Genomic DNA, 15,742 nt, shown 5'->3' with positions numbered 1-15,742 from the left:
GCGAAGGGTCTCTCCGGGTGAACTAGCCGCGCCGCCGCCGCCGCTCCGAAAGCGAAGCGAGCACGGGCGCCTCGAGGTACTCCTCCGCCTGCGCGGACGTGCGGACGGTGAGGTCGAGGCCGTCAATGAAGAACGCCAGGCCGATGCCGACGACCAGGCTGAACGCGGGGGCGAGCGCGAGCCGGACCCAGTCGCGCGTGTTGCCGGCGTGCGCCGGCGCGGCCGGATTCAGCAGCACGACGTTGAGCGCCTGCGACGTGTTCGAGCTGATCCGCGCCATGTCGCGCGCCTTGGCGTAGTCGTCGTAGCGCATGCGCAGGGTCTTGAGTTCGGCCTCGAGTTCGTCCGTGCGCCGCTGGTTGCGCGGGATGATGTCCATGCGCGCGCGGATGTCGGCGATGTCGTGGTCGAGGACGTCCACGCGCGACTTCTGCAGCCCGATGCGCTGGCGGGCGACCTCGATGCCGGCCTCGATCTCCTTGCGCAGCAGCGCCTGCAGGGTGGCGAGCGTCGAGACGGCGTTCTGGACCTCGGGCGCGTCGTCGCGGTACCGCTCGCGCAGCGACGCGATGCGGCCCTGCTGGTCCACGATCCGGGTCTTGAGCGCGTCCACCGCGGTCTGCTTCTCGGAGACCAGCGACAACGAGGACGCGTCCGCGTCGGGGTCCTGCTGCAGGCGCAGCATGGCGTCGAGCGTCGTGCTGGCCTCGGCCAGGTCGGCGGCGGCGTCGGCGCGCTTCGCCTCCATCATCGCGAGCTGGTTGCTCCACGCCCGCGACTGCTCGAGGTTGCTCGTGACGCCGCTCGCTTCGCCGATGTCCTCCCGTTCGCGCATGCGTCGTGCGATTTCGCCCTGCAGGTTCTGCATCTCGGCCTGGAAGAAGCTCTCGGGCCGACCGAGGGCCGACGTCTGCCGGACTTCGAGATAGGCGGTGATCAGCGCGTCGCACAGCGCCTGCGCCACGTTCGGATCCCGGTCGGTGTAGGCGATGCCGAGCACGTCGCTGCGTCCCATCACCTCGACGTCCACCGCCTGGGGATCGAACTTCGGCGCAGTCCGGCCGGTCTGCCGGGCGCGCTGCTCCAGCACCTCGCGCGTGCGCGCGATGACCGCGGCGCTCCTGGCGCGCGCGACCTCGCTGCCCAGTTCGGACTCCCACTCGCCGTAGAACATGCGGGTGGCGTTGAGGGCGCTGGTGCGTTCGCCGCGGTACACGAGCACTCGGCCGGACGACGTGTAGGTGACCGGCGCGGTGAGCGTGAGCACGACCACGGTGACGGTCACGACCGCGAACAGGCCCAGCACGAGCGCCCGCCGGCGGAACAGCACGGCGACGAATTCGCGCAGCGACGCCTGGCGGCCCGTGGAGGGCGAGGGGGATTCGACCGTGCTCATGCCGCCTCCGCTCTCAGTCCCGGACGACCCGCGTGACGTACACGCGGTCGAGATTGAACAGTTCCCAGCCCTTCATCGCGGTGTCCATGATCGGGGCAAGGGGTTCGAAGAACTGCTTCATGAACACACTGAGGTTGCCGACCGACGAACGGGGCACATAGACGATGTCGAAGCGCGACAGCGGCGGATCCACGAGATCCTCGCCCTTCAGAACGCGGTCCATGCGCAGGCGCGCCACCCGCACCGAGTTCGCGCCGTTGCGGTGGATGATCACGACGCTGTTGCGCGCCGCGTCGTCGGAAAAGCCGCCGGCGCCGGCGATCGCCTGCGAGACCGTGATGAACGGTCCCGCCGGAACGGGACCGGGCCTGGTGACGCGGCCCAGCACGTGGACCAGGTTGGTGGTCGTCGCGGAGAGTTCGACGGTCACGCGTGGCGAGCGCAGGTCCGCCGACAGCAGGCTGGTGACCGAACGCTGCAGATCCATGGGCGTGAGCCCGGCCGCGACCACGTCCCCGATCGGGTAGACGGTGATCCGGCCGTCCGGCCGCACGACCTGCTCGATCCGATTGTTGATGGGAGCGTCGGCGCGTGGCCCCAGGTCGAGCACCAGCTTGTCGCCGGGCACGATCCGGTACTCGGGGACGCGACTCCAGTCCATCGCGAGCGAATCGGCTTCCACCTGCTGGGCCAGTGCGGGCCGCCCCGCGGCGAGCGCGAGGATTCCGACGAGCACGAGCTTGCAGGCAAACAGGGCGGCGTGGCGATTCACGAGTTCTCCCGGTCCAGGTTGGGTTCGAACCGGAGCGCGAGCACGTGCCGTCTGGCTCGCCATCTGGGGGATGGCGCGCAGGTTTCCGGACGCGCTCGGGTTCCTTTCGATCGAACCCGGCTAGAACGACGGCGGGGTCAAAAGACACAGGACCCCTCCCGAAGCAGTAGCAAGACGCGTCTGGGTCGTTCCTCCACCTGCGACCGGCTCGTCGCCGTAAGTGTCAGCGACTTCAGGGCATGAAGTATAGGTGTCGGGTTTTGCGACTGTCAACGGTCCCGGCCGCTCGGGTCGAGCGATTGGAAGGAAACGCAATCGCTGTGCCGGAGCCTCAGTCCCCGAGCCGGGCCAGGACGGCCGCCGTGAACAGTGGCAGGAGGATCTCGTGGTGGCCCGTGAGCGAGTAACCCTTCCCGCCCTCGGCGCCCCGGGTGGGACGCTCCACGACGTTCACGCGCGGCCGGTAGTGCTGGATCTGGTCGAAGTTGGCGGTCGTCAGCCCGGCCAGGTCCGCGCCCAGGTTCCGGGCGACGGACAGCGCCTTGAGGAACACCTCCGGCATGAGCACCGCCGAGCCGAAGTTGAACACCACGGCGCCCCGCGCCTCCGCCAGCGTCGCGGCGAAGATCCGGAAGTCGCGCAGGGTCGTTTCGCCCAGCGCCGCGCCATCGCACCGCGGATGGTGGTGGATGGTGTCCGTGCCGATCGCCACGTGGACCGTCGCCGGAATCCGCCGGCGCCAGGCCGCGGCGAGCAGGCAGACGTCGCGGTGCGGCGCGCCCGCCTCCTCGACCGCACGCCCCCAGCACTCGCCAAGCCCTTCGCCGAGGGCCGCGCCCGCCCGCATGGCCTCGTTCATGAAGTCGCCGGTCTCGTCCACCATGCCGAATCGGCCGGCATGCAGGTTCGCCTCGACATCCTCGGACGTCCGCCCGATCCGGGCGATCTCGACGTCGTGGATGGCGGCCGCCCCGTTCATGGCGAGATGCGTCACCACGCCGCGATCGAGCAGCGCGATCAGGCAGGGCGAGACGCCGACCTTGATCACGTGCCCGCCGATCATCGCCACGATCGGACGTCCCTCCCGGTGGGCGGCGGCGGTGCGGGCGACGAGTTCCCGCAGGGCGCGCGCGGCAAGCTGGTCCGGCAGCGACTCGAGGACGGTTCGGGCGACGCCGGGATCGAGCGGCTTCGCGAAGTCGGCGACACTCACCCGCGTCGGCCGGTCGGCCACGGAGGTGTTGGTGAGCCGGGACAGATCGGCCTCGCGGTATCGAGACATCAGCTCCCCGTTTTCGCTTCCTGCAGCGTCACGCTGATCGAACCGATGAGCACCTTGCTGCGCATCTGGACCGGCATGCGCCGCTCGTCGTCGGTGAGCCAGATGACGAGCCGGCCCTTGTTCTTGAAGATGCCGCCCGCCTTGAGAAGGGGCTCGATGACGATGCAGTTGAAGCGCCCCGCCGGCGTCTTGATGCGCTGGCGCCCGAGCACCTTCACTTCCATCGGCGCGCTCTTGCGGCTCGCATGATAGTCGAACGTGACCGAGCCGCCGAGCGGCAGCGCCTGGAAGCGCGTGAAGTAGAACGCCGAAAGCGCGTCCTGCACCTGCGGCGGCACCGGGTAGGTCATGCCGTTCTTGTAGCGCACCCGGCCCGAATCCGGCTCGAACGTGAGCGTGTCGTTCGCGGTGTACCCGCCCTCGTGACGGTCCTCGAAGTAGCGCCAGCTGAAATGGCCCTGCTGGTCCCAGACCGACTCGATGCGGTTGCGAACCTTGTACACCTTGTCGAAGAAGCCGTTCGATTCGGCCCGTGCGACCAGTCGCCAGCTCGGGTGGCCGTGCCAGTCCACCACCTCGGGCACTTCGAGCCAGGCCGAGCCGGCGGAGATGAACCCGTAGCGAACCGAGAAGCGCAGCGACTCGCCCGCCCGGAACGGTTCGGGCGAGGCCGGCAGCACCTCGAGCACGGGACCGGGCTGGATGCTGCTCGAATCCGGCAACGAATCGTCCTGCGCGAAGACCGCGGGACCCGCGCACTGGATCAGCACGGCGAACAGGCAGGCCAGCGCTCGCGGGGTACGCGCGCGAAGGGGCGGCGACTGCGACGAATGGGCGCTCTGGGTCATGAACGGGTCACACGCAAGTCCGGTGCCGAACGGCTCGGGCATGCCATCGCGACTATCCTCAGCCCCCGGAGGACTGTCAACGCCCGCCCTCGGCGACTCGCCTGGACGACGCCGTGACGAGTCGAGAACAGTCTTTCGACCCTCGTCGCCCGCTCGCCACTCCCGCGTGGCGGGATCGCACACTCGAATCGGTCCGCGGCATGCGCCCGATTCGCTCCGCGCTCACGACGCGCTCGACTCCACCTGCCAATCAGCTTCCGTGATCGGGCCGCCGGGTGCGGGGCCGAGAGCGCCGAGGGTGAACCGCTCGGGGCGCAGGAACTCGGCGGCGAGCGCGGCCACCTGCTCGCGCGTCACGGCGAGAATGCGCTCGACCTGGCGCTCGGGCGGCGTGTACGCGCCGGTGTACAGCTCCTGCCGCGCCATGTGGTACATGCGGCCCGAAACGCTCTCCTGCGCGATCACGATCGAGCCGTGCAACTGGCGCTTCGTCGTGTCGACCTCCGCCGCGGCCGGGCCTTCGGCCGCGATCTTCGCGAGCTCCTCGCGCAGCAGCTCCAGCGCCTTCCTCCCTCGCTCGGGCGCGACCGCCAGGCAGATCGAGAGGGAGCCGCCATCGCGCAGGAAATCGAGGGCCGAGTAGACGGAGTAGGCCAGGCCGGCTTCCTCGCGGATGCGCTGAAACAGTCGCGAGCTCATGCCGCCGCCGAGCAGCGTGTCGAGCACGACCAGCGCGTAGCGGCGCGGATCGCCGTAGGGCATCGCCGGCGCCCCGAGCGAGAGGTAGAGCTGCTGCACGTCGTCCACCGTGTGGCGCACGCTCGGCGGCAGGGCGCGCGGCACGGGGTCCGCGACCGGCGGCTCGCCCGAAGGGGGCGCGAACGAGGATTCGATCAGGCGCAACAGGTCCTCGTGCCGGAGGTCGCCCGCCGCGGCGACGACGAGCTGATCGCCGCGATAGCGGCGGCGGAAATTCGCGAGCAGGGACTCGGGCGTGAAGGCGCCAACGGTGTCCGCGGTTCCGAGGATCGGCCGGCCCAGCGCGTGATCACCCCAGACCTGCGCGGCGAGCTGGTCGCCGAGCCGTTCTTCGGGATTGTCCTCGTAGGAAAGGATCTCCTCGCGGACCACCGACTTTTCCCGCTCGACCTCCGACGAGTCGAAGCGTGAGCGGCACAGGATGTCGGCCAGGACGTCCACGGCTTCGGGCAGGTGCTCGCTCAGCGCCCGCGCCGTGTAGCACACCTGCTCGCGGGTCGTGAACGCGTCGAGCTGCCCGCCGAGCGACTCGAGGCTGGCGGCGATCGCCCGGGCGTCGCGCGTCTCGGTGCCCTTGAACATCATGTGCTCGATGAAGTGCGCGATGCCCAGGCGTTCGGGGGTCTCGTCGCGCGAACCGGTCCGCACCCAGACGCCGAGCGACACGGTCCGGCGGTCCGGCATCGGCTGCGTGAGCAGCGTGATCCCGGAAGCGAGCGTGCTCTTGTCGACGCCGGCGCTCATGGCTTCCTCCTCGGTCGCGGGCTTCACAGGCGCGGCACCCTGACACCCGGGGATGCGAAACACAAACGGCGGACGGCTCGCGCCGTCCGCCGTTTTCGACTCTGTTCCTACCGGCGCCGGTCTCGGCCCCGGTCGCGGTCACGGCCGCGGTCGCGGTCGCCGCCTTCACGGTCCCGACGTCCGCCCTGGCCGACGGCGCTGCCCACGTAGCCTTCCGGCTGCGGGATCAGCGCGCGCCGCGACAGCTTGATCTTGCCGTCCCGGTCCACGCCGATGACCTTGACCATCACCATGTCGCCGACGTTGAGCACGTCCTCGACCTTCTCGGTGCGGCCCCAGTCGATCTCGGACACGTGCAGCAGGCCGTCGCGGCCCGGCACGATCTCGACGAACGCGCCGAAGTTGACGACGCTGCGGACCTTGCCCTGGTAGACGCGGTCCACTTCCGGGTCCTCGGTGATGTTGCGGATCAGCTCCTCGGCGCGCTTGCTGCCTTCCATGTTGACGGCGGCGATGCGCACTTCACCCGAATCCTCGATGTCGATCTGGCAGCCGGTCTCCTCGGTGATCTTCTTGATCACCTTGCCGCCCGGCCCGATGACTTCGCGGATCTTGTCGGGGTGGATGTGCAGGATCGTGATCCGCGGCGCGAAGGGCGACATCTCCTTGCGCGGCGCCTGCAGGCAGTCGTTCATCTTGCCGAGAATGAACAGCCGGCCGGTGCGCGCCTTCTCGAGGGCGTTCTTCATGATCTCGAGGCTGATGCCGCCGATCTTGGTGTCCATCTGGAAGGCGGTGATGCCGTCGGTCGTGCCGGTGACCTTGAAGTCCATGTCGCCGAGGTGGTCCTCGACGCCGAGGATGTCGGTCAGCACGGCGACCTTGTCGCCTTCCTTGATCAGGCCCATCGCCACGCCCGCGACGGGCGCCTTGATCGGCACGCCGGCGTCCATGAGCGCCATGGACGCGCCGCACACGGAAGCCATGGACGACGAGCCGTTGGACTCGAGGATGTCGCTGACGATCCGGATCGTGTACGGGAAGTGCGTGTCGGCCGGGATGACGGGCTCGACGGCGCGCTCGGCGAGCGCCCCGTGTCCGATCTCCCGGCGACCCGGCCCGCGGATGGGGCGGGTCTCACCGACCGAGAACGGCGGGAAGTTGTAGTGAAGCATGTACGACTTCCACGACTGCCCCTCGAGCTCCTCGACGCGCTGCTCGTCGGCCTTGGTGCCGAGCGTGGTCACCACCAGCGCCTGCGTCTCGCCGCGGGTGAACAGGCAGGAACCGTGGGTGCGCGGCAGCGTGCCCACCTCGATCGTGATCGGGCGGATCTGGTCGGGATTGCGGCCGTCGGCGCGCACGCCCTCGTCGAGGATCATGCCGCGCAGCGAGTCGCTCTCGACCTCGTGCAGGATCTTGCCGATGAAGGCCGCCCTGTCGGCGTACTTCTCGGCCAGCGCCTTCACCGCCTCGGCGGTGATGATGTCGATCTCCTCCTGCCGGCGCTCCTTGCCGGGGATGCGGATCGCCGCCTTGAGGCGCTCGGTGTAGGAGGCGCGCAGCTCGGCTTCGAGATCGGAAACGTCCACCTTCTCGACCACCGGTCGCTTCGGCTTGCCCGCGAGGCGGACCAGCTCGTTCTGGGCCGCGACCAGCTTGCGGATGTGGCCCATCGCGAAGTCGAGCGCGCCGATCATGTCGGCCTCGGAAACCTCGCGGCTGCCGCCCTCGACCATGATGATGTCGTTCGCGGTGCCGGCCACGATGATGTCCATGTCGCTCTCGTCGAGCTCCGCGAACGTCGGCATGACGACGAACTTGCCGTCCACGCGGCCGACACGGACGCCCGCGACCGGCTCGGGGAACGGAATGTCGGACAGCACCAGCGACGACGAGCCGCCGACGAGCGCCAGCACGTCCGCGTCGTGCTCCTGGTCCGACGAAACCACCGTCGCCATGACCTGCGTCTCGAACGTCCACTGCTTGTGCATCAGCGGCCGGATCGGACGGTCCATGAGCCGCGAGGACAGCGTCTCCTTCTCGGTCGGCCGCCCCTCGCGCTTGAAGAAGCCGCCCGGAATCTTGCCGGCGGCGTACGTCCGCTCGCGGTAGTCGCACGTCAGGGGCACGAAATCGAGCCCCGGCTTGGCGCTCTTCGCCGCGCTCGACGCGACCAGGACGATCGTCCCGCCGAGTTGCACCACCGCCGAGCCGCCGGCGAGCTTCGCCCACTTGCCCGTGCTGATGGTCAGTTCCTTGCCTCCGAGATCAACGGAGACCTTGTGCTCTGCCATTCCTCTTCCTGTCTCTCGCAAGCCCCCGGGACCTTCCCGGGCGCGGTGACACCCGCGCGGATCTGCGATGTCCGCCGGGTCGGGCGGAGGCCTTCCCCGCCCTTGAGAAACGCGGCCCCCGAGGGAGCCGCGTTTCCGTGCCGCCAGGAGGTTCCTAGCGGCGGAGTCCCAGTTCCTTGACGACCTTTCGGTAGCGATCCACCTTGGTCGCCTTGAGGTAGTCCAGCAGCCTGCGGCGCTGGCCCACCATGCGGAGCAGGCCGCGGCGCGACGCATGGTCGCGCTTGTGCACCTTGAAGTGCTCCGTGAGGTAGTTGATCTTCTCCGTGAGGAGCGCGATCTGGACTTCCGGGGAGCCCGAATCGCCTTCGTGAGTCTTGAATTTCTCGATGATGCCCTGCTTCTGCTCCTTCGTGAGCGTCACAGCGGCGTCTCCTGCCATGAGGTGGGGATGGAGGCCCCTTCCGGGAGTGTCAGGGTCTCCACGGAGGGAGCGGGGTGCGTCCCGTGGCCCCGAGGGGATCGGAGCGACGGGGCAATGTAGCACCACGCGCGCCCGCACTCCAGCGGGATCTCAGTTTCCCGGACGGTGTCCGGCGAACAGGTCCTCGGCTGGCGGGGCCGCCTCAAGTCGTTGCCGGGCAAGCGCCACATCGGCGGCGATGGCGGCCACCAGCGCCTCGACCCCGTCGAACGAGAGCTCCGGCCGCAGCCAGTCCACGAACTGGACCTCCAGCTCCCGGCCATAGAGGTCCCCTTCCCAATCCATCAAGTGGACCTCGAGCGTGACCGCCTGACCTCCGAAGGTCGGCCGGACCCCGATGCTCATCGCCCCGGGCCGCCAGCGATCCTCCCCCGCGATCCTCGCCCACACGGCGTAAATGCCGAGCGAGGGCAGGCATTTCTCCTCGTGCAGGCGCAGGTTCGCGGTCGGCCAGCCGAGCTTGCGGCCGATTCCGTCGCCGCGCACGACATGGCCCGCGAGCGTGTAGCGCCGCCCGAGCAGACTGCCCGCCTCGGCCACGCGCCCGGCGGCGAGCAGCTCGCGAATCCGGGTGCTCGTGATCGGCTCACCGCCATCGCTGAGCAACGGCACCGCCTCGACTTCGAAGGCGCGCTCGCGACCGATCGCCCGCAGGCGCGCGACGTCGCCGGCGCGGGCGCGCCCGAGCGCGAAGTCCTCCCCGACCACGAGCCAGGAAGGCCGCAGCGGCCGGACCAGGTGCTCGTCCACGAACGCCTCGGGCGACAGCGCCGCCAGCTCTCGCGTGAACGGCAGCACATGCAGCTCCGCACCCAGCGCCGCGAGCCGCTCCTGCTTCTCGGGAATCGGCGTGAGCGGCGCGCGGGCGAGGAACTCCTTCGCGAGCACCAGGTCGGGATGCGGATCGAAACTCACCGCCACGCAGCGTCCACCGGCCGCGCGCGCGACGGCGCGGGCGATCAACGCCTGGTGACCCCGGTGCAGGCCGTCGAAGACGCCGACCGCGACCGCGCCGCTCACGCCGCGCGCCCCTCGCGAAGCGCCCACGGGAAGACGACCCGCGGCGCCGCCAGCGCCTCGCCGGCGAACCCGCCGGGGCGCAGTTCGCCCAGCGCGAGGGCGCGCCCGGAGACGTCGCGGAACACCACCGACCGCTCGCCCGTGCCGACCGGCGCCGAATCGGCCGCGACCGCGAAGCCGCGCCCGTGCCCGAGCGCCTCGGCGGCGACGGCGTCGAGCGTCACGGCGGGCAGGACTTCGAGCGCCCGATCGAGCGGAATCCCGTGGCGCCCGAGCAGTTCGACGGCGCCGAGCCCGCCGAGGTCTTCCCACGTGCAGGCCTGTTCGATGCCGAACGGCGCGCTGCGCGTGCGCCGCAGCGCCGCGAGTGCCGCCCCGCAGCCGAGCGAGACGCCCAGGTCGTGCACGAGCGTGCGCACGTACGTCCCGCCCGAGCAGCGCACGCGAAACGCCGCATCCGGGCCCTCGAACCCGAGCCATTCCCAGCCTTCGACTCGCACCGGGCGCGGCGCGCGTTCGACGGTCCCGCCCGCGCGCGCGATCTCGTGCAGGCGACGGCCGCGGTGCTTGAGCGCCGAGACCATCGGCGGCACCTGCAGCAGATCGCCGGTCAGCGCCTCCGCGGCGGCGCGTATCGCGGTTTCGCCGGCGCGCACTTCGTGCGTCGCGAGCACCCGGCCGTGAAGGTCCTGCGAGTCGGTCGTGATTCCGAGCCGCGCGACGCCCTCGTAGGTCTTTTCGCCGCCCTGCCAGACGAGCGCGCAGCGCGTGGCGACCCCGACCGCGAGCACCAGCAGCCCGCTCGCGCCCGGATCGAGCGTGCCGAGGTGGCCGATCGCGCGCAGTCCGAGCGAGCGGCGCGCGCGATCCACGACATCGTGCGAGGTGACGCCCACCGGCTTGTCCACGGGAAGCAGGCCCGCCCAGGCGCCGGACCCGGCCGGCGGGTCGCGCCTCACTCGGACTCCTCGTCCTGGACGGGATCGCCCTGCTCGATGCGCCGGAGCAGGCCTTCGACCCGCCGTCCCTGGTCCAGCGAGGCGTCGTACTCGAAGCGGATTTCGGGCACTTCGCGCAGGTCGAGACGCGAACCCAGTTCGTGACGGACGAAACCGCTCGCGTGACGCAGCGCTTCCATGGCCGGTCCGCGTGCCGCCTCGTCGCCGAGCACGGTCACGAACACGCGCGCGAACGACAGGTCGTGCGTCACCTGCACGTCGGTCACGGTCACGGTCGCGCCGAGCCGCGGATCGCGCAGCCGCCGCTCGAGAATGTCCGCGACCTCGCGCCGCATCAGGTGCGCGACCCTTTCGGGACGGATCCTCATTCGAAGCTCTCCTGCCAGTCGGTGATCTGCGCCTCGAACGCCTGCTCGACCAGCCCGCGCACGACCTGCAGTCGTTCGCGGGCCTGGCCGCCGTCGGTCGCCACCACGGCCACACCGAGCGCGGCCCGCTGCCAGAGGTCCTGGTGCTCCACCTCGGCCACGGACGCCTGCGCGCGTTCGCGAATGCGGTCCTTGAGGCTTCGCAGCACCTGCCGCTTGTCCTTGAGCGATCGCGACGCGGGCAGGTGCAGCTCGATTCGAACGATTCCGACGACCATGGCGAAGGTCCCGGCCACGGGTGCCGCGGGCGGGAGGCGGGCCGCACGCGGCCCGCCTCCCGTCACGAAAGTGTGCGCGCCAGCTCCTCGATCTTGAACGATTCGAGCCGGTCGCCCTCCTGGATGTCGTTCCAGCCGTTGAGCGTGACGCCGCATTCGAAGCCCTGCAGCACCTCGCGGACGTCGTCCTTGAAGCGCTTGAGCATGTCCACGCGCCCGGTCCACAGCGTCTCGCCGGCCCTCACCAGCCGGATCTGCTCGTTCCTCGAGACCTTCCCCGAGGCGACCATGCAGCCGGCGACGACGGCGCCCTTCGAGAGCTTGAACACCTGCCGCACCTCGGCGCTGCCGAGCACGACTTCCTTGAGTTCGGGCTTGAGCATGCCCTCGAGCGCCAGCTTCACGTCCTCGACGGCCTTGTAGATGATGTCGTAGAAGCGGATCTCGACCTTCTCGCGCTCCGCCAGCTCGCGGGCCTTCGCGTCCGGTCGGACGTGGAAGCCGACGATGATGGCGCCGGAGGCGGCGGCCAGCAGCACGTCGGACTCGGTGATCTGGCCGACGGCCTGGCGAATGACCCGCACCGCCACCTCGCTGGTGCCGAGCTTCTGCAGCGACTCGCTGAGCGCCTCGACAGAACCGTCCACGTCGCCCTTGATGAGCACCTTGAGTTCGTTCGGGCCGCCCTGGGTGAGCTGCTTGTGGAACTCGGAGAGCACGACCCGGTTCGCCGCCCGGTGTTCCTGCTCGCGGTGCAGCGCCGAGCGCTTGCCGGCGATCTCGCGCGCCTCGCGCTCGTCCTCGAGCGACACGAACATGTCGCCGGCGCCCGGGGTCGAATCCCAGCCGAGGACCTCGACCGGGGTCGAGGGTCCGGCCGACTTCACCGTGCGCTTTCGCTCGTCGAACATCGCCCGCACGCGCCCGAAGTTCTGGCCGGCCACGAACGCGTCGCCGACGCGCAGCGTTCCCGACTGCACGAGGACGCTGGCGACGACGCCTCGTCCCTGCTCGACGCGGGCCTCGATGACCACGCCCCGCGCGCGGCGCGACGGGTCCGCCTTCAGCTCGAGCAGCTCGGCCGACAGCAGCAGCAGTTCGAGCAGCTTGTCGACGTTCGTGCCCTTCTTCGCCGAGATCTCGACGCACACGTACTTGCCGCCGAACTCCTCGACCACGACGCCGTGGCCGGCCAGTTCGGTCTTGATGCGCTGCGGATCGGCGGCCGGCAGGTCGATCTTGTTGATCGCGACCACGATCGGCACGTTCGCCGCCTTGGCGTGATCGATCGCCTCGATGGTCTGCGGCATCACCCGGTCGTCGGCGGCGACCACGAGCACAACGATGTCCGTCACCTGCGCGCCACGGGCGCGCATGGCGGTGAACGCCTCGTGGCCGGGCGTGTCGAGGAACGTCACGCGGCGGCCGTCGGGCAGCTGCACCTCGTAGGCGCCGATGTGCTGCGTGATGCCGCCGGACTCGCCGGCGATCACGTTCGCCTTGCGGATGTAGTCGAGCAGCGACGTCTTGCCGTGGTCCACGTGCCCCATGACGGTCACGATCGGGGCGCGCGGGACGAGCTTCTCCGGTGCGGCCTCCTCGGCCTGCCCGGCGACGTCCTCCTCCGCGAACTCGGAGACGAACTCGATCTCGTAGCCGAACTCGTCGGCCACGGCCATCATCGAGTCCTTGTCGAGCCGCTTGTTGATGGTGGCCATCAGCCCCATGCGCATGCAGGCGGTGATGACCTCCTGGGGCCGCACCTCCATCGCGTTCGCCAGCTCGGCGACGGTGATGAACTCGGCGGCCTTCAGGATCTTGGCCGCTTCCGCGGTGGCGTCGCCGCCCTCCTCGTCACGCCGCCGGTGCTTGCGCTTCGTGAGTCCCGTGTCGAGGCTCGCGAGGGTCTTGCGAACGCTCTCGGCCGCGAGCTTCTCGTCCACGTTCTTCTTGCGTTTGCGATCGCGCCGGCCGGTTCCGCGCGGACCGCCGCCGGGAGGTCCGCCGCCGGGCGCGCCGCCACCCGGTCGCCCGCCATAGCCACCGCCGCCGTATCCGGGTCCGCCGCCAAAACCGCCGCGCGGCGCTCCGCCCGGAGCGCCACCGCCGAATCCGCTGCGGGGGGCGCCGCCAGGCGCACCGCCGAAACCGGGGCGCGGGCCGCCGGGGCCGCCGGGCCTGCCGCCGTATCCGCCCGTGCGCGGTGCGCCCGGGCCGTGGCCACCGGGGCGCGCGGGCGCTCCCTGCGGTCGCGGTCCAGGGCCCGTCGGCGCGGGCCGCGCACCGGGCACCGTGGGCGTCGGCGGACGATAGACGACGGCCGAGCCCGCGCCGGGAGGGCGGTTGTATGGCAGGTTCGGATTCAGCCGCTCGGCCGCGGGAGCCGCCTGCGCGCGCGCGCGCTCGTCGCGGGCGCGCTGCGCCTCGGCCTCCTGGTGACGCACGACCTCCTCGCGGGCCGCGGCCTTGCCCTGCGCGAGTTCGGATCGGACCTTGTCCACCACGTCGCCGCCGAGCGTGCTCATGTGGTTCTTGACCTCGACGCCGAGCTTCTTCGCGATCTGGATGATCACGTCGCTCGACATGCCGAGTTCCTTGGCGACTTCGTAGATTCGCTGCTTCCGCGTTGCGGGACTATTCGCCACGGCTCGCTCCTTCCGCGGCTTCAGGCGACGCGGACGCCCCGGAGTTCTCCCCGGCGGGCAGGGCCTCCGCGGCCGGTTCCATTTCCGGCGAGAACTCGTGCTCGACCGCCGCCGCGGCGAGCGCCGCGGCCTGCGCGGCCATGAACTCCTGCGCGGTCGCGAGCACCTTCTCGGCCGTCTTCTCGCCGACGCCGGGGATCTCGATGAGTTTCTCGAGCGGCGTCGCGACCAGCTCCTGCACCGTCTCGATTCCCGCGCTGATGAGCTTCTCGGTCGTCGCCTCGCCCAGTTCGAGGCGTTCGACCTCGAGCCGGCTCGCGCGTTCGAGCTCGTGGCGCTTCTTCTCCTCGCTCTTCGACACGAGGTCGATCTTCCAGCCCGTGAGCCGCGCCGCGAGACGCGCGTTCTGGCCTCCCTTGCCGATCGCCAGCGACAGCTGGTCGTCGGCGACCACCACGATCATGCGCTGGTCGGCCTCGGCAACCTTCACGTCCATGACCCGTGCCGGCGCGAGCGCGCGCGACACGAACACGGCCGGATCGCTGGACCACGGCACGATGTCAATGCGCTCGCCGCCGAGCTCACGCACGATGCTCTGCACGCGCGAGCCCTTCAGGCCGACGCACGAGCCGACCGCGTCCACGCGCGGGTCGGTCGAGAGCACCGAAATCTTCGAGCGCGCGCCGGCTTCGCGCGAGACCGCCTTGACCTCGACGATCTTGTCCGCGATCTCGGGCACCTCGGACTCGAACAGCCGGCGCAGGAAATCCGGGTGGGTGCGCGACAGGATGACCTGGGGACCCTTCGCGGCCTTGTCCACGTTGATCACCACCGCGCGCACGTAGTCGCCCTGCCGGTGGTACGAGCGCGGGATCTGCTCGCGCGCGGGCAGCAGCCCCTCGGAGAAGTCGAGCTTCACGATGACGTTGCCGCGGTCCACCTGCTGCACCACGCCGCGCACGAGCTGGCCGGTCTTGTCGGCGTACTCCTTGAACACGCGATCGCGCTCGGCCTCGCGCACGCGCTGGATCAGCACCTGCTTGGCCGTCTGGATCGCGTTGCGGCCGAACTCGGAGATCGGCAGCGGCAGGACGATGACGTCGCCGACGCTCGCGTCGGGGCGGTGCGTGCGGGCCTTCTCGACCGTCCACTGGAACGCGGGATCCTCGACGTTCTCGACGACGGTCATGCGGAGCGCGCACTCGAGCGTGCCGGACTTGTCGTTGAAGCGGACCTGAACGTCGGCGGTGGCGCCGTGCTTCTTGCGGACGGCGCTCGCGAGGCCCATTTCCAGCGTTTCGATGAGCATGGCGCGGTCCACGCTCTTTTCGCGCGTGATCTGGCTCAGCGCATCCAGGATTTCGTTGTTCATCGCGCCCCTCCCCGACGGCGTTCCGCCGCGCCGCGGCCGCTGGAGTTCCGCAGTCCCGCCCACGGATCCACCACCAAACGGACCGACTTCACTTCCGACCACTCGAACCAGTGTTCCTCGCCCTCGTCCAACCGCAGCCCCGCGCGCTCCCCGTCCGGACCGAGCAGGATACCCTCGAAGTTCCTGCGGCCGTCGTGCGGGTCGTGCGCCGTCAGGGAAACCCGCTGCCCGGAGAAGCGCCGCACGTGCTCGAGCGTCCGGACCGGCCGCTCCAGCCCGGGCGAGCTCACCTCGAGGTGGTAGCTCCCGGCGACCGTCTGGTTCATGTCCAGGCAGTCCGAAAGCCGCCGGCTGAAACGCGCGCAGTCCCCGACACTCACACCGCCGGGCTTGTCCAGGTAGACCCGGATCACCCGATGCCGTCCGGAGGCCGCCTGTTCCACGTCCACCAGCTCGTAGCCCTCCTCCTCCGCGAGGGGGGTCGCGATCTGGCGAACCTCTTCTCTCACATCCACTTT

General features: G+C 70.2%; 14 protein-coding genes. All 14 read right to left on the bottom strand.

The features are described 5' to 3' along the window. Positions 1–22: 22 nt before the first annotated feature. A complete protein-coding gene (locus IT347_09135) occupies positions 23–1,396 on the bottom strand; it encodes a hypothetical protein (GenBank protein MCC6349738.1) in 1,374 nt (457 codons plus the stop codon). 13 nt (positions 1,397–1,409) lie between these two features. Beyond that, the gene (locus IT347_09130) at positions 1,410–2,168 is read right to left on the bottom strand and encodes a polysaccharide biosynthesis/export family protein (GenBank protein MCC6349737.1); all 759 of its coding nucleotides are present in this window, start codon (positions 2,166–2,168) and stop codon (positions 1,410–1,412) included. Between the two features lie 331 nt (positions 2,169–2,499). Beyond that, positions 2,500–3,450: a hypothetical protein gene (locus tag IT347_09125; protein ID MCC6349736.1), complete on the bottom strand. Its 951-nt coding sequence runs from the start codon at positions 3,448–3,450 to the stop codon at positions 2,500–2,502. Continuing rightward, positions 3,450–4,340, bottom strand: a complete 891-nt coding sequence (locus IT347_09120) for a DUF3108 domain-containing protein (GenBank protein MCC6349735.1) — start codon at positions 4,338–4,340, stop codon at positions 3,450–3,452. The genes IT347_09125 and IT347_09120 overlap by 1 nt, the downstream gene beginning before the upstream one ends. A gap of 180 nt (positions 4,341–4,520) precedes the next feature. Continuing rightward, a complete protein-coding gene (locus tag IT347_09115; protein ID MCC6349734.1) occupies positions 4,521–5,801 on the bottom strand; it encodes an insulinase family protein in 1,281 nt (426 codons plus the stop codon). A gap of 107 nt (positions 5,802–5,908) precedes the next feature. Then, entirely contained in the window at positions 5,909–8,098 is a 2,190-nt protein-coding gene (pnp, locus tag IT347_09110) for a polyribonucleotide nucleotidyltransferase (GenBank protein ID MCC6349733.1), read from the bottom strand. A gap of 154 nt (positions 8,099–8,252) precedes the next feature. Continuing rightward, the gene (rpsO, locus tag IT347_09105) at positions 8,253–8,540 is read right to left on the bottom strand and encodes a 30S ribosomal protein S15 (protein ID MCC6349732.1); all 288 of its coding nucleotides are present in this window, start codon (positions 8,538–8,540) and stop codon (positions 8,253–8,255) included. A gap of 132 nt (positions 8,541–8,672) precedes the next feature. Continuing rightward, positions 8,673–9,602, bottom strand: a complete 930-nt coding sequence (locus tag IT347_09100; GenBank protein ID MCC6349731.1) for a bifunctional riboflavin kinase/FAD synthetase — start codon at positions 9,600–9,602, stop codon at positions 8,673–8,675. Then, the gene (gene truB, locus IT347_09095; protein ID MCC6349730.1) at positions 9,599–10,561 is read right to left on the bottom strand and encodes a tRNA pseudouridine(55) synthase TruB; all 963 of its coding nucleotides are present in this window, start codon (positions 10,559–10,561) and stop codon (positions 9,599–9,601) included. Before truB ends, IT347_09100 begins: the two co-directional genes overlap by 4 nt. Next, positions 10,558–10,929 carry a 30S ribosome-binding factor RbfA gene (rbfA, locus tag IT347_09090; protein ID MCC6349729.1) on the bottom strand — a complete coding sequence of 124 codons (372 nt, stop codon included), beginning with the start codon at positions 10,927–10,929 and terminating at the stop codon, positions 10,558–10,560. The genes truB and rbfA overlap by 4 nt, the downstream gene beginning before the upstream one ends. Then, positions 10,926–11,207: a DUF503 domain-containing protein gene (locus IT347_09085; GenBank protein MCC6349728.1), complete on the bottom strand. Its 282-nt coding sequence runs from the start codon at positions 11,205–11,207 to the stop codon at positions 10,926–10,928. The genes rbfA and IT347_09085 overlap by 4 nt, the downstream gene beginning before the upstream one ends. Positions 11,208–11,269: 62 nt before the next feature. Next, positions 11,270–13,792 carry a translation initiation factor IF-2 gene (infB, locus tag IT347_09080; protein ID MCC6349727.1) on the bottom strand — a complete coding sequence of 841 codons (2,523 nt, stop codon included), beginning with the start codon at positions 13,790–13,792 and terminating at the stop codon, positions 11,270–11,272. Between the two features lie 49 nt (positions 13,793–13,841). Continuing rightward, the gene (gene nusA / locus IT347_09075) at positions 13,842–15,224 is read right to left on the bottom strand and encodes a transcription termination/antitermination protein NusA (GenBank protein ID MCC6349726.1); all 1,383 of its coding nucleotides are present in this window, start codon (positions 15,222–15,224) and stop codon (positions 13,842–13,844) included. After that, complete coding sequence (locus tag IT347_09070; GenBank protein MCC6349725.1) at positions 15,221–15,733, bottom strand: ribosome maturation factor RimP; 513 nt, start codon at positions 15,731–15,733, stop codon at positions 15,221–15,223. Before IT347_09070 ends, nusA begins: the two co-directional genes overlap by 4 nt. Positions 15,734–15,742: the final 9 nt, after the last annotated feature.

Source organism: Candidatus Eisenbacteria bacterium (assembly GCA_020847735.1).
Taxonomy (GTDB): Bacteria; Eisenbacteria; RBG-16-71-46; order RBG-16-71-46; family RBG-16-71-46; genus CAIXRL01.
The sequence above is the reverse complement of the archived record's forward strand: the minus strand, read 5'-3'. Positions and strand labels throughout refer to the sequence as shown.

What these genes read in the sequence shown, in the direction of transcription:
- IT347_09135 (MCC6349738.1), bottom strand. Translation starts at nt 1,396, where the DNA reads ATGAGCACGGTCGAATCCCCCTCGCCCTCCACGGGCCGCCAGGCGTCG.
- IT347_09125 (MCC6349736.1), bottom strand. Translation starts at nt 3,450, where the DNA reads ATGTCTCGATACCGCGAGGCCGATCTGTCCCGGCTCACCAACACCTCC.
- IT347_09120 (MCC6349735.1), bottom strand. Translation starts at nt 4,340, where the DNA reads ATGCCCGAGCCGTTCGGCACCGGACTTGCGTGTGACCCGTTCATGACC.
- IT347_09115 (MCC6349734.1), bottom strand. Translation starts at nt 5,801, where the DNA reads ATGAGCGCCGGCGTCGACAAGAGCACGCTCGCTTCCGGGATCACGCTG.
- pnp (MCC6349733.1), bottom strand. Translation starts at nt 8,098, where the DNA reads ATGGCAGAGCACAAGGTCTCCGTTGATCTCGGAGGCAAGGAACTGACC.
- rpsO (MCC6349732.1), bottom strand. Translation starts at nt 8,540, where the DNA reads ATGGCAGGAGACGCCGCTGTGACGCTCACGAAGGAGCAGAAGCAGGGC.
- rbfA (MCC6349729.1), bottom strand. Translation starts at nt 10,929, where the DNA reads ATGAGGATCCGTCCCGAAAGGGTCGCGCACCTGATGCGGCGCGAGGTC.
- IT347_09085 (MCC6349728.1), bottom strand. Translation starts at nt 11,207, where the DNA reads ATGGTCGTCGGAATCGTTCGAATCGAGCTGCACCTGCCCGCGTCGCGA.
- infB (MCC6349727.1), bottom strand. Translation starts at nt 13,792, where the DNA reads ATGTCGAGCGACGTGATCATCCAGATCGCGAAGAAGCTCGGCGTCGAG.
- nusA (MCC6349726.1), bottom strand. Translation starts at nt 15,224, where the DNA reads ATGAACAACGAAATCCTGGATGCGCTGAGCCAGATCACGCGCGAAAAG.